The organism is Ruegeria arenilitoris, from assembly GCF_013035315.1.
GTDB lineage: Bacteria > Pseudomonadota > Alphaproteobacteria > Rhodobacterales > Rhodobacteraceae > Ruegeria > Ruegeria arenilitoris_D.
In genome coordinates, this window is the sequence record NZ_WQHP01000012.1 from 1 (window position 1) to 24981 (window position 24981).

Genomic DNA, 24981 nt, shown 5'->3' on the forward strand with positions numbered 1-24981 from the left:
CGCGAGTGTCGTTGGCCTTACTTATCTTTACGGGCAAAACTATCCAAAGGGACAAAAAAGCGAAACCTCTACGAGAAGGAGTCCTCCATGAGTGCTAGATTGGTCCTTCTGCTTGCTGCCGTTGGTCTCGTGCCAATTGCGTTATCGTATGGTCTGATGCCAGGCAGTTCGATCCCAGTTTTGCTGGGCTTCCCGGTAGAAGGAACGAATCAGACGCATGTCTTCCGAGCGATTATGGGTCTTTATCTGGCAAACGCTTTGTTTTGGTTGGCAGCCGCTTCAAAACCAGAATTACAACGCCCCGCGCTGTGGGTTCTTTTTTTGTTTATGTCAGGACTGGCCGTTGGACGCATACTAAGCATCCTTATCGATGGAGTTCCGAACGGGATACTTCTCTTTTATCTTGCAGCCGAGATAGCTTTTGCAGCTCTGGCGGCGGTTTCTCTTAAAAAAGTACGGTGAAATAGGAAGTAGTAAAATGGTGAGGTTTGGCTTTGTTTTCTCGATGATTGCAACTCTATCAGTTTCGACATCCGCTTTTGCACAATCTTCATCTGCCCAGACTGCGGTGGACGAAAACTTCTTAGGGATTGAGACTGCCGTTGCCGAAGCGGGAGCTACTCCAATCGCATCGATAGATCACGCGCGCCTGGCCAAAGCCGAAGGCGTAGAAATGCCAGCATCTCGCGTACTCATTTTCTCTGTTCCAGAGATAAACACGCCCATTCTGAAAGGGAACGTGCGAGCAGGACTGGACCTTCCTTTTCGCGTACTTTCCTTCGCTCAGGATGGTGGCCCACAGATCTCTTACACAGACTCGCAATTTCTCAAAGTCCGGCATGGACTCACGGACGCTTCTTCGTTGCGTGCGTTTCAGAGCAAGATGCTCGAAGTTCTAAACGACTTGGAAGCAACACCAGCGCCGACCAACGGGTTGTTTGCCGACTACGGGATCATCGAGCTGCGATCTCAGCTCAGCGTACCAGAGGCAGTCGAACGTCTCAGGACAGCCGTGATGGGGCAGGACGATACTGTCTGGTTTGGAGAAATCGATTTTGCGACCGAAGCTTCCCAACTGGGGGTGGCGCTACCGGATACGGTTCTCTTGCTGTTCGGCGGACCAGCACCCGGTGGCGTGGCAATGGCGGGCTTTCCAGCAATTGGTTTGGATGCCTTTTGCCAAAAACTACTGGTTTATGCGAATGAAGAGGGCGGCTCCGTAGTGATTTTCAATGACATCGCTGCCTTGGCGGAGTTGCACTACGGTTCTTCAGCCGAACCTCATCACGGATTGAACAAACGGCTGACCGAGACATTTCGCAAGGCAATTGAGTAGCCGCTGTTAGGAAAACGCAAAAAACTTTTGCCGATTGGCCATCTTTTCGTCGTCCGCTTTGGGTTGATTTCAGCGGTTCTCAACGCAACAGGCCTACCACGCTTTGGGCCGTTCGTTAGACTTTGCAAAGGCCGCTTTCTGCGCATCGCAGACCTTCGCGAGAATCCAAGGTTCCTTAGGGAGGCCCTTTGCGGCATTGAGCAATGCAAAGGGCCATAACCGCGACGACTAAGCCATAAACTGATTGAATTCGTCGCTAATGCAGACAAACGCGCAGCGCAAAACTATGGGCGAACTACGTAAACTTATGGGGTGCGCGAAGTGTTATGCGCAAACCTACAACCGTCTAGAAGTCCAAATTTTCCACGCTCAGCGCATTTTGCTGGATGAACTCGCGTCGCGGTTCAACCACGTCTCCCATCAGCTTGGTGAACAGGTCATCCGCTTCGACCATATCATCCACGCGCACTTGCAACAGGGTCCGCGCATCCGGGTCGAGTGTGGTCTCCCACAGCTGATCTGGGTTCATTTCTCCTAGCCCCTTGTAGCGTTGCAGTGACAGACCCTTTTCACCCTCTTCCAGAATGGCGCGCAGCAGATCAAGCGGGCCGTGTATGGACTGCATGCGGTCGCGGCGAACCAATGTTGCAGGGGTGTTGTAGATCTCTTGCAGGCTCTGCGTGAAGCTGCCGGTTTTGCGCGCCTCGCCCGAGCGCAGCATCGGGCCGTCCAGCGTACGAACCTCTTCAACACCGCGCAGGATACGGGCCAGTCGGATGCCGTGGTCCTGCGTAATCCGTCCTTGCCAACCGCGCTCGTATTCCAGCGCGATCAGGTCGAGACGGGCGGCAACCTTGTCGGCTACGCCTTGCAGATCGGCATCCACCGCGCCTGGAACAAAGGCACCTGCAACGGCGGCCTGCTCCAGAATGTGGCGTGGGTAGTGGGTTGGGAAGGCGTCCAGAACACGTTTCAGTTGACGCGCTTCGTCGACGACGCGGGTCAGGTCCTGACCGATGATTTCCTCGCCCGAGCCCAGTTTCAGCACGGCCCCTTCGACGCCCTGATTGATCAGGTAGTCATCCAGCGCGGCTTGGTCTTTGAGGTAAACCTCTGATTTACCGCGCGAAACCTTATAGAGTGGCGGCTGTGCGATATAGAGGTATCCACCTTCGATCAGTTCCGGCATCTGCCGGTAGAAGAAAGTCAGCAATAGAGTTCGGATATGCGCGCCGTCCACGTCGGCATCGGTCATGATGACGATCTTGTGGTAGCGCAGTTTCTCGATGTTGAACTCATCGCGGCCAATGCCGGTGCCCAGCGCCATCACCAAGTTACCGATTTCCTGGCTCGACAGCATCCGGTCAAATCGCGCCCGTTCGACGTTCAGGATCTTACCACGCAGGGGTAGTACGGCCTGAGTCAGCCGGTCCCGACCCGTCTGGGCGGAACCACCGGCCGAGTCACCCTCGACGAGGAAGACTTCGGTCTTGGACGGGTCTTTCTCGGAACAGTCTTTCAGCTTACCGGCCAAATAGTTTACATCCATCGCCGTCTTGCGGCGGGTCAGCTCACGCGCCTTGCGAGCGGCCTCACGGGCCAGCGCGGCCTCGATGATCTTGCCTACGATGCCTTTGGCCTCATTCGGGTTTTCCTCGAACCACTCGGCCAGCTTTTCGTTCATCAGACCTTCGACTGCAGGGCGGACTTCGGACGAGACCAGCTTGTCCTTGGTCTGGGATGAAAATTTCGGGTCCGGCACTTTGACCGACAGAACGCAAGTCAGACCTTCACGCGCGTCATCGCCGGTAAAGCTGACCTTTTCCTTCTTCGCGATCCCGCTGGATTGCGCATAGTTGTTGATGGTCCGGGTCAATGCACCCCGGAAACCGGCCACGTGTGTACCACCATCCCGCTGCGGGATGTTGTTGGTGAAGGGCAGAACCGTCTCGTGATAGCTGTCATTCCACCACATCGCGATTTCGACACCGATGTCGTCCCGCTCGCCCTTAATATAGATTGGTTCGGGCATCGCCGGAGACTTGGACCGGTCGAGGTATTTCACGAACTCCTTGACGCCGCCTTCATAGAACAGCTCGGTCTCAAGTCGTTCAGCGGGGCGTTCGTCGATCAGGATGATCCGCACACCCGAATTCAGGAAAGCCAGCTCACGCAGACGCTTTTCCAGCGTCTCGAACGAGTATTCGAGGTTCGAAAACGTGTCGGTCGACGCAAGGAACCTGACTTCGGTCCCGGTGCGATCACCGCAGTCGCCTACGACTTTCAGATGCTCCGCCGTCTCACCGCCTTCAAAGCGCGCCACATGTTCTTTACCCGAACGCCAGATGCGCAGTTCCAGCCAATCCGACAGCGCGTTCACCACGGACACGCCCACGCCGTGTAGACCACCGGACACTTTGTACGAGTTGCTGTCAAACTTACCGCCGGCGTGCAGCTGAGTCATGATGACCTCGGCCGCCGAGACCCCCTCTTCGGGGTGGATATCCACCGGAATCCCGCGTCCGTTGTCACTGACCGAGACGCTGGAATCGGCGTGAATTTTGACGGTCACATGGTCCGCATGTCCGGCCAGAGCCTCATCAATTCCGTTGTCCACGACCTCATACACCATGTGGTGCAGGCCCGAGCCATCGTCTGTATCCCCGATATACATACCGGGGCGCTTGCGAACTGCCTCTAACCCTTTGAGAACTTTGATGGAATCTGCACCATATTCCTGGGGTGCCTGTGCGTCTTCGGACATGCCGTGAGTACCTATATTATTTTGGTAACTTATACGTTTTCTGGGGGGGAATGTCACGCGCTGCCCCAACATTTTGTGTCAGAGAGGCATGTTTTTGGTCCTTTCGGCAGCGGGCTGCCGAAACCTTACAAACGGTCGATATCTGCGGCGATATCTGCAGCTATCTCGTGGGCGTCGACATCGCTGCGTTCTGCCGACAAACGCAGCCCCAAAAGGTCGGATTGGTACCGTGTCGCCAGCCTGTTCGGATCGTGGTCCGGACCGATATCCCCTGCCTCCTGGGCTTGACGGAAAAGATCCGCAAAACACGCCTTCATCTCGGCCATATGCCCACCTGCCTGTTCAGCCAAGTCGTGGTCCTTGGCCTGCAATTCGGCATAGGTTTTGGCCAGCATGCAGGATTTGGCCGGTGCTCCGCTGGCCTCAATCACCAATCGCGGCTGTGTCTTCAAGGCCTCCAGCGGACCCAGTCGATCCGCCAAGGCGCGCAGCCGCGCAACGCCTTCTTGCGCGTAACGCTCTAGCGCCAAGCCATACAGTGCATCCTTGGATCCAAACGCGGCGTAGAAACTGCCGGGCTTCAGCTTCAGCTCGCGTTCCAGGTCTTTCAACGACGTCCCCGCCCAGCCTTGGCGCCAGAAGATATCCCTAGCCCGGGCGATCAGGGCGTCACGGTCATATTCAGGTCTGCGTGGCATCATCTTCACCAATTCTTGAACGATTGCTCAAATATATACTTGAGCGACCGCTCAAGAAAGACTATTTCTGCCCTATCGCGCCAGAAAAGGAGTTTTCACATGGCCAACTTCCCGTCTCATGACCTCGATTCCGCGCCCGAAGGGTCCAAACCGCTGCTGGAAAAGTCGCAAGCCGCTTTTGGCCGCCTGCCCGGCCTGCACAAGGTAATGGCCGAAAGCCCCCAGCATCTGGAAGGGTATCAGGTATTGCACGGCCTGTTCATGCAGACCGATTTCGACAATGACGAGAAAACCGTTGTCTGGCAGACCATCAACGTCGAAAACGAATGCCACTACTGCGTTCCCGCACACACCGGCATCGCCAAGATGATGAAGGTCTCGGACGAGATTACCGAGGCACTGCGCAACGAAACCCCGCTGCCGTCGGCCAAGCTTGAGGCCCTGCGCACCTTTACCCTGCAAGTGATGGAAACCCGCGGCAACCCGACCGAAGAACAACTGCAAGCCTTCTTTGACGCTGGCTATTCGCACCGCGCAGTTCTGGATGTGGTGTTGGGTCTGGCCCAGAAGACCATGTCGAACTACGTCAACCACATGGCCAAAACGCCGGTCGACGAAGTGATGCGCGGCTTCCTTTGGGAGCGTAAGGTCAACGAACCTGCCTAAACGACCACCGAGCCCTCATCGCCTTCTGTCACGATCAGCGTTTGGGCACGGTCCCCCAATTCCGCAAACAGCTCAGGCCCGGTGCCCGTCATCCAGGCCTGAGCGCCCAGCGCGCAGATTTCGTCATAGAGCGCAGCGCGCCGACCCGCGTCCAGATGCGCGGCCACCTCATCCAACAAAACGATCGGCGGCGCACCGACCATCCCTGCCAGCGCCCGTGCATTCGACAGAATCAGAGAAACCAACAGGGCTTTCTGCTCACCTGTCGAACAGTCCTTGGCCGGAACGCCTTTGGCCGCAAAAACACCGTACAGATCTGACCGATGCGGCCCCACCAATGTGCGTCCCGCCGCCAGATCGCGGAAGCGGCTTTCATTCAAAGCCTCGCGCAGATCCTCCGCACTTGCAGGCATCGCGCCTTCGGTTTGAATCAACTCTAACTCAGCGGAAGGGAACGCGGTTTCTGCCTGATCTTGCGCCGCACGGAGATGGTCTAGCGCCGCAAGCCGCGCCGCATGGATACGATACCCGGTCTCAGCCATCTGCCCCTCGAGCGCGGCATACCAATGGGCATCGCGCACCTGTTCCTTCAACAGACGATTCCGCTCGCGCATGGATTTTTCGTAAGTCAGGGACGCCTCGGCGTGGGTCGGGTCAAAACTCAGCGCGATCCGGTCCAGAAACCGCCGCCGCCCTTCTGCCCCTTCGATCCACAGACGATCCATCGAGGGGATCAGCCAAACTACGCGGGCCAGCTTGCCCAGATCGATCTGGCTAGAGGCTTTGCCGTCAATCCGCACTTGCCGCGCAGCGCCGCCTTCGGACCAGGTTTCGATCTCGTAGTTTTGGCCCTGCACCTGTAGCAGACCGGACAGCTTCCAGCCCAGCGCCTCTGGCCGCCGCGTCATCTCGGCCGCACTGGCGCGGCGCATCCCACGACCAGGGGAAAACAATGACACCGCTTCCAGGATGTTGGTCTTGCCCGCCCCGTTCGGCCCATGAATCGCAACCGGCCGACCGTCCAGAGACAGCCGCGCCAACTTGTGAGACCGAAAATGCGAGACCGTAAGCTCGGTCAGGGCCAAGGTCATGACCCCTCCGTTTTGTTAAGGATCACCCCGCAGGGTCGATCAGACGCGCATCGGCATGACAACATAGACCGCGCTTTGGTCATTGCCTTCGCGCATCAGGGTCGGATCGCCTGCCGAGTTGAACAGGAACACAGCGTTCTCACGATCTACTTGGCTGGCGATCTCAAGCAGGTATTTTGCGTTGAACCCGATTTCAAGCCGCTCGTCCCCGTAGGCCACAGCCAGCTCTTCTTCGGCGGCACCGCTGTCGGGCGCGTTCACCGAAAGAACCAGTTTGTCTGCATCCAGTTGCAGTTTAACCGCACGCGAACGCTCCGAGGATACGGTCGCCACACGGTCGACAGCCTGCGCAAACTCGGCCGCGTCCACTTCTAGCTGGCGCGTGTTGCCCTGCGGAATCACGCGGGTGTAGTCCGGGAAGGTTCCGTCGATCACTTTTGAGGTCAGAGTAATGTCAGGCGTCGCAAAGCGAACCTTGGTTTCGCTGACCGAAACGGCGATATCCATCTCGTCATCGTCCAGCAGCTTGCGCAGCTCGCCCACGGTTTTGCGCGGTACGATCACGCCCGGCATGTCGGCTGCCCCATCCGGCAGATCCGCGTCGATCCGCGCCAGTCGGTGACCATCAGTTGCCACGCAGCGCAACACCTTGCCGCCCTCGGCCCCGTCAGCCACATGCATATAAACACCGTTCAGGTAGTACCGCGTCTCTTCGGTCGAGATCGCAAATTTCGATTTATCAAACAACCGACGCAGCAACGCAGCAGACGCCGTAAAGTTCGATTGGTATTCCGAGGACGCCATCACCGGGAAATCTTCTTTCGGCAGCGTCGCCAGCGAGAAATTCGACCGGCCGGCCTCGACCGTCAGACGGCCCGCGGCGCTGTCAGCGGTCAAGGTGACCAACGCGCCATCGGGCAGTTTGCGCACAATTTCATGCAGGGTGGTCGCCGCAACCGTCGTCGCACCGGCCTTTTCAACCTGCGCGGGCGCTTTGTCGACAACCTCGATATCCAGATCGGTTGCCCGGAACATGGCCTGGTCGCCTTCGGCCTCGATCAAGACATTGGCAAGTATGGGAATGGTGTTGCGACGTTCGACAACAGATTGGGCCTGGGAAACGGCCTTGAGAAGGGTGCCGCGTTCGATGCTGATCTTCATACCCTCAATTCCTCTGACTTGCGTGCCGAAATGGGCGGGACTGGCACGTTAGCGGTTCCGCCCTGAGGCACAAGGATTTTTTACGGATTTCTCGGTTGGATTGCCCAATGCGTCAAGGGGCGCGTGGCCCGGCGGGCACAGTTCCTGTTCAACCGTGGATTATAGCGCACAAGAAAACGCCCCGGGCGTGAGGGTCCGGGGCGTTTCCTGAGTTATGGTAACAGACCTCAGGCTTCCAAGGCGCGGCGCAGCATTTCGACGTCTTCGGCGATCTGGCCGTCTGTCGTTTTCAGCTCTTCGATGCGCTTGACGCCATGCATGACCGTGGTGTGGTCACGTCCGCCAAACCGGCGGCCAATCTCGGGCAGGGACCGACTGGTCAGTTGCTTGCACAGATACATCGCCACCTGACGCGGGCGGGCATAAGACCGCAGACGCTTGGGGCCAATGATGTCGCTGAGGCGGATGTTGTAATAGTCCGAGACCTTGCGCTGAATTTCTTCGACGGTGATCTTGCGCTCGGATGCGCGCAGCACGTCGGCCAGACAATCCTGCGTCAGCTCCATGTCGATCTCGCGACCAACCAGAGAGGCAAAAGCGAACAAACGAGTCAGAGCGCCTTCCAGCACACGGACGTTGGTCGAGATACGATGGGCGAGAAATTCCAGAACGCCATCGGCGATGGTCAGGTCAGGATAGGTCGAGCTATATTGCTGAACCTTGTTCTGCAGGATGCCCAGACGCAGTTCATAGTCGGTCGGGTGCAGGTCGACGACCAGACCACATTGCAGGCGCGACTTTACCCGATCTTCCAGATCCTTGATCTCACCGGGCGCGCGGTCGGCGGAAATGATGATCTGCTTGTTCTGATCTACCAGAGCATTGAACGTGTGGAAGAACTCTTCCTGGGTTGAATCTTTGCCTGCGATGAACTGCACGTCATCCACCATCAGCACGTCGACCGAACGGAACAGATGTTTAAAGTCCATCATCCGACGTTCGCGCAGGGCCTGTACGAAACGGTACATGAACTGCTCCGCCGAAAGGTACAGCACGTTCAGCTCGGGACGCTTGGTTTTCAGTTCCCAGGCGATGGCATGCATCAGGTGTGTTTTACCAAGACCCACACCACCATACAGGACCAACGGATTGAACGTCACCGGACCGCCTTCCGAAACCCGGCGCGCGGCGGCATGGGCCAGTTCGTTTGGTTTGCCGACAACAAAGCTGTCAAAGGTGAAACGGGAATCCAGCGGCGCGGCCTGCAGCGATTCCAGAGCATCATTCCCAGCCTCAACCTGTGGCGCAGCGGGTGTTTCCGTTACAACAGCCGGTTCGGCCTGCGCCTCGACTGTTGGGCGGGCCGGTGAGTTTGCAGCCACGCGAAAAGCCAGCCGCTGAACAGATTCCCCTGCGGTGTTCATCTCATACAAGATGAGATCCGCAAAGTTCTGGCTTACATAGTTGCCCATGAAATTGGTGGGAACGGAGAACACTGCTACGCCGTCCTGCAACTCTTGGAATTCAAGAGGCTCAATCCAGGTGGTGTAGTTGTTCTTTCCGATCGCCTTGAGCAACTTGTTACGTAGTAGTCCCCATTTCTCTTGTGTCATTAAGCGCCTCACGCATCCCATTCTTTATTGGCCTGTCGGCCTTATTACTAAGTTCCGGTCGCCCGGTTTGAGCAATCGCACGCATAGGGATACCCATCGCCAAACCCCAAAAGTTTGGCGGGTGTTGTTCAGAAAGTCCGCACTACCCAGTTCGCCAGCGTTCCACCACAGAAACGCCCTGAAACAGGGTTGCGCATCGCAATCTCATTTTCGACAGGGCTTTGTTCCTTGGTCCCCCAAGGCCCACAGCAGATCAGCAAACAAGTTGCCAACATTCGTTCCGGACCATCCTGATGCCCGTCAGTTAGGTCGCTGGAACAGCCTGTCCCCCCAAGCGAGTGAATCGCTGACTTAGTGGTAACAAGAGGCCAAGGCGTCCGGCAACGAAACTCTGATGTTGACTCGGGTCTTTGGCCGAAAGAATCTCTCAGATTTGTGAAGGCGCGGCATTCCGGCAACAGCAAAAAAAAAGCGCCACTATTTGTGACGCTTTTTAAACAATCAGAAGCGCAATAGTTGACCCGGGGTCAACCTTAGGGCTTAGCCCAGCGCTTTGACGCGCGCCGACAGGCGCGACATTTTACGCGATGCGGTGTTCTTGTGGAACACGCCTTTGGTTACGCCGCGCATCAGTTCAGGCTGAGCTGCGCGCAGAGCTGCGGTTGCAGCGTCTTTGTCACCGGATGCGATCGCTTCTTCCACTTTACGCAGGTAGGTGCGGATGCGCGAACGACGTGCTTTGTTGATTGCGAAACGCTTCTCGTTCTGACGAGCGCGTTTTTTTGCTTGGGGCGAATTTGCCATCTGTGTCTCTGACCTTTGGTTCGGTACGTTATCAAGGGTTGCGCGCCACGGATTAACCGCACCGGATCAGAAATCACGAGTGTGAGTCGGGCCAAGCGGGCCGCACGCGCATGTATAGCGGCGCTTACTATCCAAGTTGTCCCGGTTTGCCAAGCCGATTCTTTCAATGCGCATGGCAGGTATGAAAAAGGCGGGCCAAGACCCGCCTGTTCAACCCGGTTAAGGTACCGCTTACTTGTCGCGGAACTGTGCGGCGCGCTTTTCGAGGAACGCAGCCATACCCTCTTTTTGATCTTCGGTCGCGAACATCGAGTGGAAGACGCGACGTTCAAACAACATCCCCTCGCTCAACGGCAACTCATAGCTGCGGTTCACGGCCTCTTTTGCCGCCATCGTGCTCAACTGAGATTTTTCAGCGATCTTCTGGGCCGCGCCCATCGTCTCTTCCATCAGTTTCTTGGCGGGAACAACGCGGCTGACAAGGCCCGAGCGCTCGGCTTCTTCAGCGTCCATGAAACGACCCGTCAGGTTCATGTCCATGGATTTGGACTTACCGACAAACCGCGTCAGACGCTGGCTGCCGCCCAATCCCGCAATCACACCAAGGTTGATCTCGGGCTGTCCGAACTTGGCGGTATCGGCGGCGATGATGAAGTCGCACAGCATCGCCAACTCGCATCCACCGCCCAGCGCATAGCCCGCAACGGCCGCGATGATCGGTTTGCGGATCGCGCAGACACGGTCGTTCAAGGCACCAAAGAGGTTTGAGCTGTACACATCAACAAAGCTCATCTCGGACATCTCCTTGATGTCCGCACCAGCCGCAAAGGCCTTTTCCGATCCTGTGATGACGATGCAGCGCACCTTGTCATTGGTATCCGCGTCTTCCAACGCGGTGCACAATTCCTGGGCCAGCTGTGAATTCAGCGCATTCAGCGCGTCGGGTCTGTCGAGCTTGATAAGTGCGACGTGGTCTTCGATTTCGACGATGATCGTCTCAAAAGCCATGAGGTGTAAGCTTCCGGTTGTTCCGTTCAGGTACGATTCCTTATCACGCGCATTCGCTGGATCAAGTTATCTTTGGCATTGCGCGCAATAGAAGGATGAACGACCGGACTGGGTGATTCTTTTGATCTGCGCGCCGCATCCTTCCGTCCGGCACGGTTCGCCCTCACGCCCGTATACATCAAAACTGTGCTGAAAATATCCAAGTTCTCCATCGGCTTGGCGGAAATCGCGCAGCGAGGAACCGCCAGCTTCGATGGCGTCTTGCAGCACCTGACGGATGATCGGAACCAACGCCGCAACCCGCGACGCAGAAATCTGCCCGGCTTTGCGACGTGGCGACACGCCCGCGCGATAAAGCGCCTCGCAGACGTAAATGTTGCCCAATCCGGCAACGATTCCCTGATCCAGTAATGCGGATTTGACCGGAGTGTTCTTGCCGCGAAACGCATCAATCAGATGTTGTTCGTGAAAGTCATTGCCCAATGGTTCCGGTCCCAAAACCGAAAGCAGTTTATGGGCGTCCGCAGCGGCCGTTTGCAAAAGGTCCATCGCACCAAAACGACGCGGATCATTGAAGGTTACGCGCGCACCGTTGGCCATGTGAAAGACCACATGGTCGTGTTTTTCAGGCATGGGATGGTCATGCACAAATTGCCCCAACGGGTCACCGGACACCGTCATCCGGCCTGACATACCAAGATGAATCAGCAAGGTCTCACCACTACTGAGATCCGCCAAGATGTATTTTGACCGCCGCCGCAACCGATCAACGCGCTGCCCGGTCAGCCGTTCGGCCATTCGGTCGGGAAAAGGCCATCGCAGATCGGGGCGGTTCACGTCGGCACGCTCGATCACCACACCTTCCATCGCCGGGGACAAGCCGCGTCTTACTGTCTCGACCTCTGGCAATTCGGGCATTACAGGGCTCCTAATTCAAAGGGCCGCATTGTGCCCCGGTTCCAGAGCCCTATAACAGAGGCGAAATTCGACAAACGGCAAGGCAAATGTCCGACAACAGCGACAAGACCACACATTTCGGGTTTGAAACCGTCCCCGAGGCTGAAAAGGCCGGGCGCGTTCAAGGCGTATTCAACTCGGTCGCCTCGAAATACGACGTGATGAATGATGTCATGTCGATGGGCATCCACCGGGTCTGGAAAGATGCGATGATGGACTGGCTGGCACCGCGCCCCGGTCAGGGCTTGCTGGATGTGGCAGGTGGTACCGGAGACATCTCGTTCCGGTTCCTCAAACGCGCGGGCTATGGCCATGCCACAGTACTGGACCTGACCGAGCCGATGCTGATCGAGGGTCGCCAGCGCGCCGAAGCAGATCAAATGTCGGACAGCCTGAACTGGGTTGTGGGCGATGCGATGTCGCTGCCTTTCGACGACAACAGTTTTGATGTCTACACCATTTCATTCGGCATCCGGAACGTAACACGCCCGCAAGAGGCCTTGAATGAGGCATTCCGTGTGCTGAAACCCGGCGGCCGCCTGATGGTGCTGGAATTCAGTCAGCTACCCAATGAGGGGCTGCAGAAACTCTATGACCTCTACAGCTTCAACGTCATCCCGCGCATGGGTAAGCTGATCGCCAATGATTACGACAGCTATCAGTACCTTGTGGAATCGATCCGCAAATTTCCCGATCAGGACACCTTTCTGGATATGGTCCGCGCCGCCGGTTTTGAAAACGCGAAATACCGAAACCTGAGCATGGGCATCGCCGCGCTGCATTCCGGCTGGAAGATCTGATGCGCGGTCCACACAACATCATTCGCCTGATCCGGACAGGCGCCACGCTCGAACGCACGGGCGCGATGAACGTTGTGCTGGACGCGTTCGAAGCTCCGCGTGCCCTGCGCATTGTCGCCCATGCTTTGGGCAAACCGTTCCAATGGCTGGGCTACAAAGGCGACCCCGCCATGCCGCCTGCAACCCGAGCCCTGACGGCTCTGGGCCCGGCATACATCAAGTTCGGTCAGGTATTGTCGACCCGCCCCGATGTGGTCGGAAACGAGCTGGCCGCTCAACTGCGCGTATTGCAGGACAAGCTGCCACCGTTTCCCAAAGCCGAAGCCATGGCGGAGGTCGAGAAAGAACTTGGCCAGCCGGTTTCCGAGATCTTCAGCGAATTCAGCGAACCCATCGCCGCAGCGTCAATTGCGCAGGTCCACAAGGCCAAGCTGGTCAGCACGGGCGAAGATGTTGCAGTCAAAGTGCTGCGCCCCGGAATTGAACGCGCATTCCGCAAGGATGTTGATGCATTCTATTTCGCTGCCCGGATCGTTCAGCTCTGCGCCCCGGGCGCGCGCCGCTTGCGCCCTATGGAAGTGATCGAACATTTCGATGGCGTCGTACGCGGCGAACTCGACCTTCGCCTGGAAAGCGCCGCTGCATCTGAATACGCAGCCAACACGAAAAACGACTCCGGTTTCTGGTTGCCACCCGTGGTTTGGTCCCTGTCGGCCCGCCGCGTTATGACGCTCAGCTGGGCGGATGGCATTCCTTTGGGCGACAATGCGGCGCTGGACGCAGCAGGGCACAATCGCCGCGATCTGGCGGAACGCGTCTTGCGCTTGTTCCTGCTGCACGCTCTGCGCGATGGCTATTTCCATGCCGATATGCACCAGGGCAACCTGAAGGTCGCCGCAAACGGTGACATCATCGCCTATGACTACGGTATCATGGGCCATATCGACGAATACACCCGTCGCGTTTACGCCGAAATTCTTTTCGGCTTCATCCGCCGTGATTATAAACGCGTGGCCGAGGTGCATTTCGAGGCCGGATACGTCCCCGCCAATCAGGACGTCGACGAATTCGCCCGCGCCCTGCGTGCAGTTGGCGAGCCCATTTTCGGCATGGACGCCACCCACATTTCGATGGGCCGCCTGCTGAATTACCTGTTCGAAGTGACCGAACGGTTCGGCATGGAAACCCGTACGGAACTGATCCTTCTGCAACGCACAATGGTTGTGGTGGAAGGCGTGGCACGCTCACTCGACCCGCACATGAATATTTGGGAGGTCGCCCGACCTGTCGTCGAGGACTACATCAAGCAATCCATCGGTCCCCGCGCCGCCCTACGAGATTTTGGCAAGACCGCGATGGTTCTGGCGCGCTTTGGTCCGCGTCTTCCCAACTTGGTCGAAAACGCTCTGATCGCACAAACGCAAAAAGGCGTCTCGCAGAACAAAGGCCTTTCTTCAGCCATCCTTCCCGCAACGATCGGAGCCGCCGCCGGTGCGGCGATCGTCCTGATCCTTACCTCTTTCAGCTAGAATCAACCCGCCTGCTTCATCTGGCCAAGAATACCTTCGGGGGGAGTCGCGCCTTGGCGCGATGGGGGGCAGACAGCCCCCCTGCGACCTATCAGATCAAAGCCGCTCGAAGGCAATGGCGATACCCTGCCCGCCGCCAATGCACATTGTGACCAGTGCTTTTGACCCGCCAGTGCGCTCAAGCTCATAAAGCGCCTTCAGGGTAATGATCGCGCCGGTTGCACCCACCGGATGCCCCAGAGCGATAGCGCCTCCATTCGGGTTCACCTTAGCCGCATCCAGACCCAATTCCTTGTTCACCGCCAAAGCCTGAGACGCAAAGGCCTCGTTGCTTTCAATCACGTCAAAGTCGTCAACGGACAAGCCGGTGCGGGCCATCAGGTTCTGCACAGCCGGAACCGGCCCGATCCCCATCACCTCGGGGCGTACGCCCGCATGGCCATATCCCAGAATCCGTGCCTTGGGCTTCAGACCGGCCTTTTCAGCAGCGTCCGCCGTAGCCAAAACCATCGCAGCCGCACCATCATTGATACCCGACGCATTGCCCGCGGTCACACGACCCTCTTTCTGGAACGCCGGGCGCAACCCTGCCAGCGCCTCGGCCGATGTCTGCTTGGGGTGCTCATCGACCATGAAGTCAACCATGTCGCGTTTGACTTTCACCTGCACGGGCGCGATCTGGCTTTCGAAATAGCCCGCCCCGATGGCCGCAGCAGCACGGTTCTGGCTGGTCAATGCAAAGTCATCCATCTGCTCACGCGTGATCTGATGCTCGTCCGCAACGTTTTCAGCCGTCACCCCCATATGGCCGGTGCCGAAGGGGCAGTTGAGCGCGCCCAACATCATATCGAGCGACTTTACGTCCCCCATTTTCGCCCCCCAGCGCGCCTGAGGAACTATGTACGGGCTGCGCGACATGCTTTCGGCACCCCCAGCGACGGCAAATTCTGCATCACCCAGCATCAGAGACTGAACCGCCGACACAATCGCCTGCGCGCCGGACCCACACAGACGGTTCACGTTCATTGCCGGTGTTTCGTTCGGAATGCCCGCCTGTTTCGCGGCAGCACGCGACAGGTACATGTCGCGTGGTTCGGTATTGATGACGTGGCCGAAAACCACATTGCCGATCTGAGCGGCCTCAACACCGGACCTCTCCATCGCCGCTTCGGTCACGACAGTTGCAAGATCAATCGGTGCAGTTGAGGCCAGCGCCCCGCCAAAAGTACCAATCGCGGTGCGGGCACCATCAAGAATCACGATGTCTTTCATGTCTCTACTCCTCTGGGATTTGGCGGAACTATGCATCTGCGGCATCAAGCTGTCCCATGGAACGTACCGTCACAAGCAGAATTGACATCCTAAGCCCAAACGCGCATGAGATTCCGTCATGACGGACAATTCAGACGATATCCTGACACGCCTGCCCGCCCGCCTGAAAGAGGCGCGCCGGGCCAAAGGCCTGTCGCTGGAAGCCGTAGCGAACCTAAGCGGCGTTTCACGATCCATGGTCAGCCAGATCGAACGCGGCGAAAGCAGCCCAACGATCTCGACCCTTTGGAACCTGACCCGCGCGCTGCAGGTGGATTTCGCTGGCCTGCTGGAGGATGCAAACAGCGCAGATCAGATTGAGGTCCTCCGAAACTCCGAAGTGCCCAGCATCGACAACATGGGCCAAAACTGCCGAATACGCATTCTGTCTCCGCCCGAAGAGGCGGGCGGGCATGAGGTCTATGACATTCAGTTCGACAAAGGTGGCGCCCTGAACAGCCAACCCCATGCGCGTGGCGCGCGCGAGCAACTGACCGTCCTTGAGGGCGCTGTGCGTGTCACGTCGGGATCTGCTGTCAGCAATCTGAAACAAGGCGATACCGCGCGCTATGCGGCAGATATTGCCCATTCGATTGCCGCGGACGGACCTGCGCGTGTCTTTCTTATCGTTAAGAACGCCTGAATCTGGCGGATTTCCGCCTTCACGGATTTTTTTCCGCAATTATGTCATTCCCCTATTTGGGAAATGCGTCCGTTATGTTAGACACGCGACTCAGATGAAGGAGATCGCCATGGCAGATGCATTCCTGTCCCACATTTCGGACACCCTCGCGCAGATCGAAGCTGAAGGGCTTTATAAACGCGAACGAATGATCACCTCGCCTCAGGGCGGTGAGATCATGGTGGGCGACAAAAAGGTCATCAACCTGTGCGCCAACAACTATCTCGGTCTGGCCGACCACCCTGCGCTGATCGACGCTGCCAAGGGTGCAATGGAGCCCAAAGGGTTCGGCATGGCCTCGGTCCGGTTCATCTGCGGGACGCAGGACATCCATCGTGAGCTTGAACAGCGTCTGGCAAAGTTCCTGAACAAGGACGACGCAATCCTGTTCGCCGCCTGTTTCGATGCCAATGGTGGGCTGTTTGAGCCTTTGTTAGGGCCTGAAGACGCCATTATCTCGGACAGTCTGAACCACGCTTCGATCATCGATGGCGTCCGTCTGTGCAAGGCCAAGCGCTATCGCTATCTGAACAATGACATGAACGACCTTGAAGCCTGGCTGAAACAGGCGCGCGAGGACGGGGCGCGGCATATCATGATCGCCACCGATGGCGTGTTCTCGATGGACGGCTATCTGGCCAACCTGCCGAAGATTCGCGAATTGGCTGACAAATACGATGCCATCGTCATGGTCGATGATTGCCATGCCACTGGCTTTATGGGGCCGAACGGTGCGGGCACGCCGGATCACTTCGGCGTCGACGTGGATATTCTGACGGGAACTTTGGGCAAGGCACTTGGGGGGGCAATCGGCGGTTACATCGCCGGGCCGCAGCCAGTGATCGACCTGCTACGGCAGCGGGCGCGGCCCTATCTGTTCTCAAACTCGCTGCCGCCCTCCATCGTCGCCGCCGGTTTGGAAGCGATCCGTCTTGTCGAAGAAGGCGACATTCTGCGCGCCCAACTGTTTGGCAACGCGAAATACTGGCGCGCTGGGCTGGAAAAGCTGGGTTTTGACCTGCTGCCCGGCGAGCACCCGATCATCCCCGTGATGCTGGAAGAAGCGCAGTTGGCGCAGGACATGGCCGCGCGCCTGTTTGACGAAGGCGTCTATGTCTCGGGCTTCTTCTTTCCGGTCGTCCCGCGCGGCCAAGCACGGATCAGAACGCAGATGAATACGGCTCTGACAAAGGATGAATTGGACCGTGCCCTGGCTGCCTTTGGTAAGGTCGGCAAAGAGTTGGGAGTGATTTCATGATCCTACCCTCGGTGGTCCACGCGATTGGAAATACACCTCTTGTCGACCTGTCGCGCATTTGCCAGCGACTGGATCTGGATGGCCGCATTCTGGCCAAGCTGGATTACCTGCTGCCGGGGTTCTCGAAAAAGGACCGCGCCGCAAGGTCGATTGTCGAACTGGCGCGCGCAGAAGGCACCCTGTTGCCGGGACAGACGGTTGTCGAACTGACCTCGGGCAATATGGGCACTGGACTGGCGATTGTTTGCGGTATTATGGGGCATCCTTTTGTGGCAGTGATGAGCGCCGGAAACTCGGTCGAACGGGCGCGGATGATGCGTGCACTTGGGGCCGAAGTCGTCATTGTCCCACAGGCCGAAGGCAGCAAACGCGGTGAGGTTTCGGGCCCGGATCTGGCTTTGGTGGACGAGGCCGCTCAACGCATTACAACCGACCGAAAAGCTTTTCGGGCCGATCAATTCGGCCATTCCGGCAACCCCCAATCCCATGCCACGGGCACTGGTCCGGAATTCTGGGAGCAATCCGGTGGCACAATCACCGCTTTTTGCGATTTTGCAGGTTCCGGCGGCACCCTGGCCGGGGCCGCTGCCTTTCTCACCCCGCACGGTGTGCGCTGTTATGCCGTGGAACCCGAAGGCGCGCGGGCCATCGCTGGCGAAGCCATCACCAATCCCGATCACCCGATTCAGGGCGGGGGTTATGCGATGGGCGATCTGGTTCATCTGAACGGCACATCTCTGGCCGGGCACCTGGCGGTTTCGGGAGACGCGGCGCGGGAAGGGGCGCGGATGCTGGCCCGAACCGAAGGCATTTTCGCAGGCTACTCGGCAGGCGCAAACCTTGCGGGGGCGATAGAACTGTTGCGCGGCCCGGAAAAGGGCGGCTGCGTAGCGATTGTGATGTGTGACAGTGGGCTGAAGTACCTGTCGACCGATTTGTGGGAGTGATCAAATGCGACCCAACACCATGAAAGCGCTTGAGAAATCCAAGCCCGAAGAAGGTCTGTGGATGGTTCAGGCCCCCGTACCAGAGATCGGCCCGGAAGAGGTTCTGATCCGTATCAACAAGACCGGCATCTGTGGAACCGACATCCATATCTGGAACTGGGATGAATGGGCCGCACACACGGTCCCGGTGCCAATGATTACCGGCCACGAATTCGCTGGTGAGATCGTTGAAATCGGGCGCAACGTTACTGGTCTTGAGATCGGTCAGCGCTGCTCGGGCGAAGGGCATCTGATCACAAACGACAGCCGCCAAAGCCGCGCAGGCAAGTTCCATCTGGACCCCGGCACACGGGGGATCGGGGTGAATGAGCAAGGGGCGTTTGCACAATACCTGAAACTGCCCGCATTCAATGTCGTTCCCCTGCCGGATGATGTACCCGATGAAATCGGCGCCATCCTCGATCCCCTGGGCAACGCAGTTCACACCGCGCTGAGTTTCGACTTGCTGGGCGAAGATGTTCTGATCACCGGCGCGGGCCCCATCGGGATCATGGCAGCCGCCGTGGCCCGCCATGCGGGGGCGCGGCATGTAGTGATCACCGATATCAATCCCGACCGCTTGAAACTGGCCGAGCATGTCGTGCCAACTGTGCGCGCTGTGGATGTCAGCAAGGAAGACTTGCAGGACGTCATTACCGAACTTGGCATGCAGCAGGGCTTTGACGTTGGGCTGGAAATGTCAGGCTCCCAAACCGCGCTGGATCAGATGGTCGAGGCGCTGGTGATGGGCGGCAAGATCGCCCTGCTGGGTATCCCGCCCGGAAAGTCTCCGGTCGACTGGTCCCGCATCGTCTTCAAGGCCGTTACCATTAAGGGGGTCTACGGGCGCGAGATGTTCGAGACCTGGTACAAGATGATCGCCATGTTGCAGAATGGTCTGGACGTCAGCCGCGTGATCACGCATCGGTTCAACGTCGACGACTTTGCCCAAGGGTTTGAGGCCATGAAATCCGGCCAATCGGGGAAGGTGGTCCTCGACTGGACTTAACGCTCTGGAACTGCGCAGAGTTAGACCCTAAACAGGGGTGACTCAGGCGTTTGGAGGAGCAAATGGGCGACAAGGATCACCGCTATCTTGAGCGCGGAATCGAGGACACTCTGGTCACCGATTTCGCGGAAACCCATCGCAAAAGCTATGGCGACTTTCTGCAGCTCAAGACATTGCTGAACCTGCAAAAAACCTTTCAGGAACCCGCGCAACCCGATGAGATGCTTTTCATCATCATCCATCAGGTCAGCGAGCTGTGGCTGAAACTGATGCATCACCAGCTTGTCGAGGTGCGGCGTTTCTTGCAGCAGGATGATTTTGGTCCGGCGATGAAGAACCTCGACCGGGTCAAGGCGATCCAACGGCAGTTGATCACCGCTTGGGAGACGCTGCTGACCATGACCCCCGCCGACTACATGACGTTCCGGCAGGCGCTTGGCAGTTCGTCGGGATTCCAAAGCTACGGTTACCGCCGGATCGAGTTCATTCTTGGCAACAAGGACGCTTCGACCCTCAAGGTACACGCCCACGATCCCGAAGTAACAGAGATGCTGAACGCCGCGCTCACCAAACCCTCGCTCTATGACGAGGTCCTGCATATGCTGGCCCGCCAGGGCTTCGATGTGCCGGAGGACCTGCTGAACCGGGACTATGCGCAGCCCTATTCAGGTGATCCGCGCATTGTCAAAATCTGGGTGCAGGTGTTCCGCGATACGGGGCGATACTGGGACCTCTACGCGCTGGCGGAAAAGCTGATGGATGTGGAGTCACTGTTCCAGCGTTGGCGGTTCGATCATGTCACCGCTGTTGAACGGGTGATTGGGAACCAACCCGGCACCGGAGGATCCAGCGGAGTGTCCTTCCTGCGCAAGGCCTTGGATTTGAGGTTCTTCCATGATCTCTACGATGTGCGCACCGAGTTGATGTATACCGAGCAGGAGTAGACGATGCTGTACCGGGGATTCACTCAGGAAGAGTTAGAGCGGGAGTATTCTCCCAGCTCGATGATCGGGGGCGACCTGACGCCATACCTGGACAGCTACGCCGCGCTCAGCGCGCAGCATCGATCGCAGATGGAGGTTATCGGGAACGTCTCGTACGGCGAGCCAACGGCGCAGGTATTGGATTTCTTTCCTGCAAAAGGCACCGGCGCACCGCTGCATGTTTTTATTCACGGCGGCTATTGGCAGGCTCTAAGTCAGCGGGAATCAGCAATGATGGCCCCGGCGTTGGTTCAGGCCGAGCAGTCCTTTGCGACCCTCAATTACACGCTGGCTCCCGATGCACGGATTGGCGACATGATCGCGGAATGTCGCGACGCTTTGCTGTGGTTGGCCGCCAACGCGCCTGATCTGGGATTTGATCCGTCCCGAGTCACCCTGTCGGGGCACAGCGCCGGAGCACATCTGGCGGCAATGGTCATGGCGACCTCGGCCGATGCATTGGCCCGCTCTGGCTTACGCGTCCGCGATGTGATTCTGATCAGCGGCGTCTATGATCTGGAACCGATCAGCCTGACCTCGGTCAACGACCCATTGCAACTGACGCCAGTGGAGGTTCACGACCTGTCCCCGATCCTGCACTTACCCACCCCTGGCCCGCGCTATCACGTGACAGTGGCTGAACGGGACACACCCGAATTCATCCGCCAAAGCCGGGACTATGCGGAGTTGCTGCGCAAGGGCGGGCATTCTGTGAGCTTTGATCTACAAAAGGGCGTGCACCATTTCGACATCATTATGCATCGGGGCACTTTTCTGCCCACGTCGCAGTGATCGCCGACCCAGCTCCTTCGCTCTAGGTTAAATGATGACCTAAACGGCCACGGCCCTTGTCACGACGGACGGGATTGGAACTTCCCAAATCGGCCCAGATCCGTGTTTTTTAAGCACCTGATCCACCACAGATTTTCGGATTGCAGAGGCATTTTCTTCTGGTTGCGGGCGCAACAGAGCACCTCCGCGCGCGGTGCCTTCGCGGAAAAAATCATAGGGCGCACCCGGATCTTCCACGCGCCACATTGAGGCGACCGTGACGCAAGAGCAATCCTGAAACCCGGCAGAGGACAGGACCGGAAAGGACAACGCAGGGTCTGCGTAGTCGTTAGCCCCAGGTCCGGGCGGCAACGTGATGTCAGGGTGGCCATGTGCTTCAATTGAACCAAAGACGTACCCGAGCGCCGTTTCTACCTCGGGTCCACACCAGACTGAGAAAGCCAGTTTTCCCCCGGGGCGCAAAACGCGACGGGCCTCTTTGAACACCGCCGGCGGGTTCGGAACGTGCGGAATTCCGAATCCGATGGTCACGGTGTCAAACTTTTCGTCATCGAAATCCAGATCCATCACGTCGCCTTCGACGAATCGCGCCTTGGGCACTGCATCCCGCGCCATTTCAAGCATCGCTGGCGAGAAATCGACACCGGTCACGTTCGCCCCGGCATGGACCAGTCCAGCTGTCACATTGCCATGACCACAGCAGAGGTCGAGCGCATTGGTGCCCGGTCCGGGTGCGACTGCCTCGATAAGATGGGGAACCACCATGTTGGCGGCCCGGGCGAACGCCCGAGCGTAGGATTGCGCAACTTGCTCATCCGACCACTCGCGCTTTTCAAGCGCCGCGAAAGTGTTGGCATCCGCCATCCGCTGTCCTTTCCGGGACCATTTGCAAGCTTACCACATTTCCCGGCCATTCGTGCCCCTAGCGAACAAGGCGCCGCCCTTCGGTTCGACAACTTGATTGTTTCAAGGATTCGGACCGACAGGACATGCAGGCATCCAACAAAAAAGCGGCCCCGAAGAGCCGCTTTTTTCTGTTTCAATGCTATACCACATCAGTCCAAGGTACGCGTAACCTCTTCGCGCTCGAAGATTTCGATCACGTCGCCTGCGCGGATGTCGTCGTAGTTTTCGAACGCCATACCGCATTCCTGACCCGACTGAACTTCGGCGACTTCGTCCTTGAAGCGCTTCAGCGTCTTCAGTGTGCCTTCGTGGATCACAACGTTGTCGCGCAGCAGGCGCACGCCAGCCGAACGACGGGCCACGCCTTCGGTGACCAGACAGCCAGCAACCTTGCCGACGCCTGTGACCTTAAACACTTCGCGGATCTCGGCGTAACCGATGAACTTCTCGCGGATCTCGGCGCTCAGCAGGCCGGATGCGGCAGCCTTCACGTCATCCACGAGGTCATAGATCACCGAGTAATACCGGATCTCGACGCCCTTCTGGTTCGCAGTGTTCCGTGCCGATGCGTTTGCACGGACGTTAAAGCCCATGACCGGCGCGCCAGACGCCTCGGCCAGACCGATATCCGTTTCGGTAATCGCACCCACGCCCGAATGCAGAACGCGCACGCGCACTTCGTCGTTACCGATTTTTTCCATCGCTTGAACGATAGCTTCGGCAGAACCCTGTACGTCGGCTTTGACGAGGATCGGCAGCTCGGCCACGTTCTCGTCTTCCTTGGCCTTCTGCATAAGTTGCTCAAGGGTGGTCGCGGCACCAGCGGCGGCGCGTTTGTCCTTGGCGGCTTGCTCTCGGTATTCAGCAATCTCGCGCGCCTGCGCTTCGGTCTCGGTCACGTTCAGAACGTCACCGGCCTCGGGCGTGCCGTTGAGACCCAGAACCTCGACCGGAACCGAGGGGCCAGCTTCCTTGACGCGTTCACCCTTGTCGTTGATCAGCGCACGGACCTTACCGTACTGCTCACCCACAACAAAGATGTCGCCTTGGTGCAGAGTACCGTTCTGAACCAGAACGGTTGCCACAGGACCACGACCCACATCCAACTGTGCCTCGATCACGGCACCTTGGGCGGCGCGGTTCGGGTTGGCTTTCAGTTCCAGAATCTCGGCCTGCAGCGCGATGGCTTCCAGCAACTCGTCCAGACCCTGACCGGTGATAGCGGACACTTCGACGTCCTGAACCTCACCCGACATTTTCTCGACGATGACTTCATGCTGCAGCAGATCGGTGCGGACCTTGTCCGGGTTTGCATCGGGCTTGTCGACCTTGTTGATCGCCACGATCATCGGCACTTCGGCCGCTTTCGCGTGATTGATCGCCTCGATCGTCTGCGGCATCACTGCGTCATCCGCCGCAACAACCAAAACAACGATATCCGTCACCTGAGCGCCGCGCGAACGCATCGAGGTAAAGGCCGCGTGACCCGGTGTATCCAGGAAGGTCAGCGTCGTGCCGCCGTCGGTTTTCACCTGATAGGCGCCGATATGCTGGGTGATGCCACCGGCCTCACCTGCCACAACGCGCGCGTCGCGGATCGCATCCAGCAACGAGGTTTTACCGTGGTCAACGTGACCCATGATGGTAATGACCGGCGGACGCGGCTGAAGGTCCTCGTCCTTGTCTTCGACCTCTTTGATGACGTCTTCCACGTCCGAATCAGACACACGGGTGACCTTGTGGCCAAACTCTTCGATGATCAGTTCGGCAGTGTCAGCGTCGATGGTCTGGTTCTGCGTAACCATCATGCCCATCTGCATCAGCGATTTGACAACGTCAGCCACACGCTCGGCCATACGGTTGGCCAGCTCCGAAACCATGATCGCCTCGGGCAACTGAACGTCGCGGATCACCTTTTCCCGCTCAACGGTACCGCCCATAGCTTTCTGACGCGCACGCTCCTGCTTACGCTTCATCGCGGCCATGGAACGCTGGCGGTTGCCTTCGCCACCGGTCGCCTGACCCAGAGTCAGCTTGCCCGAGCGGCGGTTGTCGTCGCGTCCTTTGCCACGGCCACGCTGTTCGCGTTCGCGATCCTGCTTGCGCGGGCTTGCCGCAGGCGCAGGCTTGCTGGCCGGGCTGCGGGCAGCTTTGGGTTCTTCGGGGGCCGGGGCGGCGGCAGCGCGTTTGGCGGCTTCTTCCGCCTCTTTGCGCTTGCGCTCTTCCTCTTCGGCCTTGGCGCGGGCGCGCTCTTCGGCCTCACGCTGTTCACGTTCCTTGGCCTCTTGCTCCGCACGGCGGCGGGCGCGCTCTTCTTCACGCGCCTTTTCAGCGGCTTCGCGGGCGGCGGCCTCTTCGACCTCGCGGGCCTTGGCGGCCTGCAGCGCCTTCATCCGACGTGCCATTTCCGCGTCAGAGATACCCGCAGGACGACGCGACGGATCACCCGATGGCGTTGCTCCGCCACCCGGTTTACCGGCACCCGGCTTGGGGACCACCACGCGTTTGCGTTTGGTTTCCACCACGACATTCTTGGTGCGTCCGTGGCTGAAACTCTGTTTCACATTTCCGGGGCGTGCCCCGCCACGAAGACCCAATGTCTTTTTGCCGTCATTATCGCTCATAAA

Annotated in this window: 22 protein-coding genes; 11 read left to right on the plus strand and 11 right to left on the minus strand. The window is 58.3% G+C overall.

From position 1 onward, the window contains the following. Positions 1–462: DUF4345 domain-containing protein (locus tag GOV53_RS19480; RefSeq protein ID WP_254439346.1), on the plus strand; the 462-nt coding region annotated here is incomplete at its 5' end. A 16-nt stretch (positions 463–478) separates the two neighbouring features. After that, on the plus strand, positions 479–1336 hold the full coding sequence (locus GOV53_RS19485) for a DUF302 domain-containing protein (protein ID WP_170469677.1): 858 nt from the start codon (positions 479–481) through the stop codon (positions 1334–1336). Between the two features lie 346 nt (positions 1337–1682). Here GOV53_RS19485 and gyrB read toward each other — a convergent pair whose 3' ends face one another. Both gyrB and GOV53_RS19495 read right to left on the minus strand, forming a co-directional pair. Continuing rightward, entirely contained in the window at positions 1683–4100 is a 2418-nt protein-coding gene (gyrB, locus tag GOV53_RS19490; RefSeq protein WP_170469680.1) for a DNA topoisomerase (ATP-hydrolyzing) subunit B, read from the minus strand. A 125-nt stretch (positions 4101–4225) separates the two neighbouring features. Further along, on the minus strand, positions 4226–4798 hold the full coding sequence (locus tag GOV53_RS19495; RefSeq protein ID WP_170469683.1) for a TetR/AcrR family transcriptional regulator: 573 nt from the start codon (positions 4796–4798) through the stop codon (positions 4226–4228). Positions 4799–4897: 99 nt separating this feature from the next. Between GOV53_RS19495 and GOV53_RS19500 the strand changes: the two genes are divergently transcribed. Further along, the gene (locus GOV53_RS19500; RefSeq protein ID WP_170469686.1) at positions 4898–5464 is read left to right on the plus strand and encodes a carboxymuconolactone decarboxylase family protein; all 567 of its coding nucleotides are present in this window, start codon (positions 4898–4900) and stop codon (positions 5462–5464) included. Here the strand turns inward: GOV53_RS19500 and recF are convergent. The 6 genes from recF to mutM all read right to left on the minus strand — a co-directional run bounded on the left by recF (position 5461) and on the right by mutM (position 12059). Next, complete coding sequence (gene recF, locus GOV53_RS19505; protein WP_170469689.1) at positions 5461–6555, minus strand: DNA replication/repair protein RecF; 1095 nt, start codon at positions 6553–6555, stop codon at positions 5461–5463. The genes GOV53_RS19500 and recF overlap by 4 nt on opposite strands. A gap of 39 nt (positions 6556–6594) precedes the next feature. Beyond that, positions 6595–7716, minus strand: coding sequence for a DNA polymerase III subunit beta (gene dnaN / locus GOV53_RS19510; protein ID WP_170428371.1), 1122 nt, complete (start codon positions 7714–7716; stop codon positions 6595–6597). A gap of 227 nt (positions 7717–7943) precedes the next feature. After that, a complete protein-coding gene (gene dnaA / locus GOV53_RS19515; protein WP_170469692.1) occupies positions 7944–9329 on the minus strand; it encodes a chromosomal replication initiator protein DnaA in 1386 nt (461 codons plus the stop codon). Positions 9330–9869: 540 nt separating this feature from the next. Beyond that, complete coding sequence (gene rpsT / locus GOV53_RS19520; protein WP_170351928.1) at positions 9870–10133, minus strand: 30S ribosomal protein S20; 264 nt, start codon at positions 10131–10133, stop codon at positions 9870–9872. Between the two features lie 231 nt (positions 10134–10364). Then, positions 10365–11141 (minus strand): enoyl-CoA hydratase, encoded by a 777-nt coding sequence (locus GOV53_RS19525; protein WP_170469695.1) that lies wholly within the window; start codon positions 11139–11141, stop codon positions 10365–10367. Positions 11142–11207: 66 nt separating this feature from the next. Continuing rightward, the gene (gene mutM, locus GOV53_RS19530) at positions 11208–12059 is read right to left on the minus strand and encodes a bifunctional DNA-formamidopyrimidine glycosylase/DNA-(apurinic or apyrimidinic site) lyase (protein ID WP_170469699.1); all 852 of its coding nucleotides are present in this window, start codon (positions 12057–12059) and stop codon (positions 11208–11210) included. A gap of 86 nt (positions 12060–12145) precedes the next feature. Between mutM and ubiE the strand changes: the two genes are divergently transcribed. After that, complete coding sequence (ubiE, locus tag GOV53_RS19535; protein ID WP_170469702.1) at positions 12146–12898, plus strand: bifunctional demethylmenaquinone methyltransferase/2-methoxy-6-polyprenyl-1,4-benzoquinol methylase UbiE; 753 nt, start codon at positions 12146–12148, stop codon at positions 12896–12898. After that, on the plus strand, positions 12898–14427 hold the full coding sequence (gene ubiB, locus GOV53_RS19540; RefSeq protein ID WP_170469705.1) for a 2-polyprenylphenol 6-hydroxylase: 1530 nt from the start codon (positions 12898–12900) through the stop codon (positions 14425–14427). Before ubiE ends, ubiB begins: the two co-directional genes overlap by 1 nt. Positions 14428–14523: 96 nt before the next feature. Here ubiB and GOV53_RS19545 read toward each other — a convergent pair whose 3' ends face one another. Next, the gene (locus GOV53_RS19545) at positions 14524–15699 is read right to left on the minus strand and encodes an acetyl-CoA C-acyltransferase family protein (RefSeq protein ID WP_170469707.1); all 1176 of its coding nucleotides are present in this window, start codon (positions 15697–15699) and stop codon (positions 14524–14526) included. Positions 15700–15817: 118 nt separating this feature from the next. Between GOV53_RS19545 and GOV53_RS19550 the strand changes: the two genes are divergently transcribed. The 6 genes from GOV53_RS19550 to GOV53_RS19575 all read left to right on the plus strand — a co-directional run bounded on the left by GOV53_RS19550 (position 15818) and on the right by GOV53_RS19575 (position 21448). Then, entirely contained in the window at positions 15818–16381 is a 564-nt protein-coding gene (locus GOV53_RS19550) for a helix-turn-helix domain-containing protein (RefSeq protein ID WP_170469710.1), read from the plus strand. Between the two features lie 109 nt (positions 16382–16490). After that, on the plus strand, positions 16491–17678 hold the full coding sequence (locus tag GOV53_RS19555) for a glycine C-acetyltransferase (protein ID WP_170469713.1): 1188 nt from the start codon (positions 16491–16493) through the stop codon (positions 17676–17678). Further along, entirely contained in the window at positions 17675–18625 is a 951-nt protein-coding gene (locus GOV53_RS19560; RefSeq protein ID WP_170469716.1) for a PLP-dependent cysteine synthase family protein, read from the plus strand. Before GOV53_RS19555 ends, GOV53_RS19560 begins: the two co-directional genes overlap by 4 nt. Before the next feature lie 19 nt (positions 18626–18644). After that, positions 18645–19673 (plus strand): L-threonine 3-dehydrogenase, encoded by a 1029-nt coding sequence (tdh, locus tag GOV53_RS19565; protein ID WP_170469927.1) that lies wholly within the window; start codon positions 18645–18647, stop codon positions 19671–19673. Between the two features lie 62 nt (positions 19674–19735). Next, positions 19736–20617, plus strand: a complete 882-nt coding sequence (locus tag GOV53_RS19570; protein WP_170469718.1) for a tryptophan 2,3-dioxygenase — start codon at positions 19736–19738, stop codon at positions 20615–20617. A gap of 3 nt (positions 20618–20620) precedes the next feature. Further along, entirely contained in the window at positions 20621–21448 is an 828-nt protein-coding gene (locus tag GOV53_RS19575; protein WP_170469721.1) for an alpha/beta hydrolase, read from the plus strand. 39 nt (positions 21449–21487) lie between these two features. Here GOV53_RS19575 and GOV53_RS19580 read toward each other — a convergent pair whose 3' ends face one another. Both GOV53_RS19580 and infB read right to left on the minus strand, forming a co-directional pair. Further along, entirely contained in the window at positions 21488–22312 is an 825-nt protein-coding gene (locus GOV53_RS19580) for a class I SAM-dependent methyltransferase (protein ID WP_170469724.1), read from the minus strand. A 191-nt stretch (positions 22313–22503) separates the two neighbouring features. Then, the gene (gene infB / locus GOV53_RS19585; RefSeq protein ID WP_170469727.1) at positions 22504–24978 is read right to left on the minus strand and encodes a translation initiation factor IF-2; all 2475 of its coding nucleotides are present in this window, start codon (positions 24976–24978) and stop codon (positions 22504–22506) included. Between the last annotated feature and the right edge of the window lie 3 nt (positions 24979–24981).

Bases quoted from the DNA above. Each gene is read 5' to 3' on its own strand.
- GOV53_RS19485 (WP_170469677.1), top strand. From the start codon at position 479: ATGGTGAGGTTTGGCTTTGTTTTCTCGATGATTGCAACTCTATCAGTT.
- gyrB (WP_170469680.1), bottom strand. From the start codon at position 4,100: ATGTCCGAAGACGCACAGGCACCCCAGGAATATGGTGCAGATTCCATC.
- GOV53_RS19495 (WP_170469683.1), bottom strand. From the start codon at position 4,798: ATGCCACGCAGACCTGAATATGACCGTGACGCCCTGATCGCCCGGGCT.
- GOV53_RS19500 (WP_170469686.1), top strand. From the start codon at position 4,898: ATGGCCAACTTCCCGTCTCATGACCTCGATTCCGCGCCCGAAGGGTCC.
- recF (WP_170469689.1), bottom strand. From the start codon at position 6,555: ATGACCTTGGCCCTGACCGAGCTTACGGTCTCGCATTTTCGGTCTCAC.
- dnaN (WP_170428371.1), bottom strand. From the start codon at position 7,716: ATGAAGATCAGCATCGAACGCGGCACCCTTCTCAAGGCCGTTTCCCAG.
- dnaA (WP_170469692.1), bottom strand. From the start codon at position 9,329: ATGACACAAGAGAAATGGGGACTACTACGTAACAAGTTGCTCAAGGCG.
- rpsT (WP_170351928.1), bottom strand. From the start codon at position 10,133: ATGGCAAATTCGCCCCAAGCAAAAAAACGCGCTCGTCAGAACGAGAAG.
- GOV53_RS19525 (WP_170469695.1), bottom strand. From the start codon at position 11,141: ATGGCTTTTGAGACGATCATCGTCGAAATCGAAGACCACGTCGCACTT.
- mutM (WP_170469699.1), bottom strand. From the start codon at position 12,059: ATGCCCGAATTGCCAGAGGTCGAGACAGTAAGACGCGGCTTGTCCCCG.
- ubiE (WP_170469702.1), top strand. From the start codon at position 12,146: ATGTCCGACAACAGCGACAAGACCACACATTTCGGGTTTGAAACCGTC.
- ubiB (WP_170469705.1), top strand. From the start codon at position 12,898: ATGCGCGGTCCACACAACATCATTCGCCTGATCCGGACAGGCGCCACG.
- GOV53_RS19545 (WP_170469707.1), bottom strand. From the start codon at position 15,699: ATGAAAGACATCGTGATTCTTGATGGTGCCCGCACCGCGATTGGTACT.
- GOV53_RS19550 (WP_170469710.1), top strand. From the start codon at position 15,818: ATGACGGACAATTCAGACGATATCCTGACACGCCTGCCCGCCCGCCTG.
- GOV53_RS19555 (WP_170469713.1), top strand. From the start codon at position 16,491: ATGGCAGATGCATTCCTGTCCCACATTTCGGACACCCTCGCGCAGATC.
- GOV53_RS19560 (WP_170469716.1), top strand. From the start codon at position 17,675: ATGATCCTACCCTCGGTGGTCCACGCGATTGGAAATACACCTCTTGTC.
- tdh (WP_170469927.1), top strand. From the start codon at position 18,645: ATGAAAGCGCTTGAGAAATCCAAGCCCGAAGAAGGTCTGTGGATGGTT.
- GOV53_RS19570 (WP_170469718.1), top strand. From the start codon at position 19,736: ATGGGCGACAAGGATCACCGCTATCTTGAGCGCGGAATCGAGGACACT.
- GOV53_RS19575 (WP_170469721.1), top strand. From the start codon at position 20,621: ATGCTGTACCGGGGATTCACTCAGGAAGAGTTAGAGCGGGAGTATTCT.
- GOV53_RS19580 (WP_170469724.1), bottom strand. From the start codon at position 22,312: ATGGCGGATGCCAACACTTTCGCGGCGCTTGAAAAGCGCGAGTGGTCG.
- infB (WP_170469727.1), bottom strand. From the start codon at position 24,978: ATGAGCGATAATGACGGCAAAAAGACATTGGGTCTTCGTGGCGGGGCA.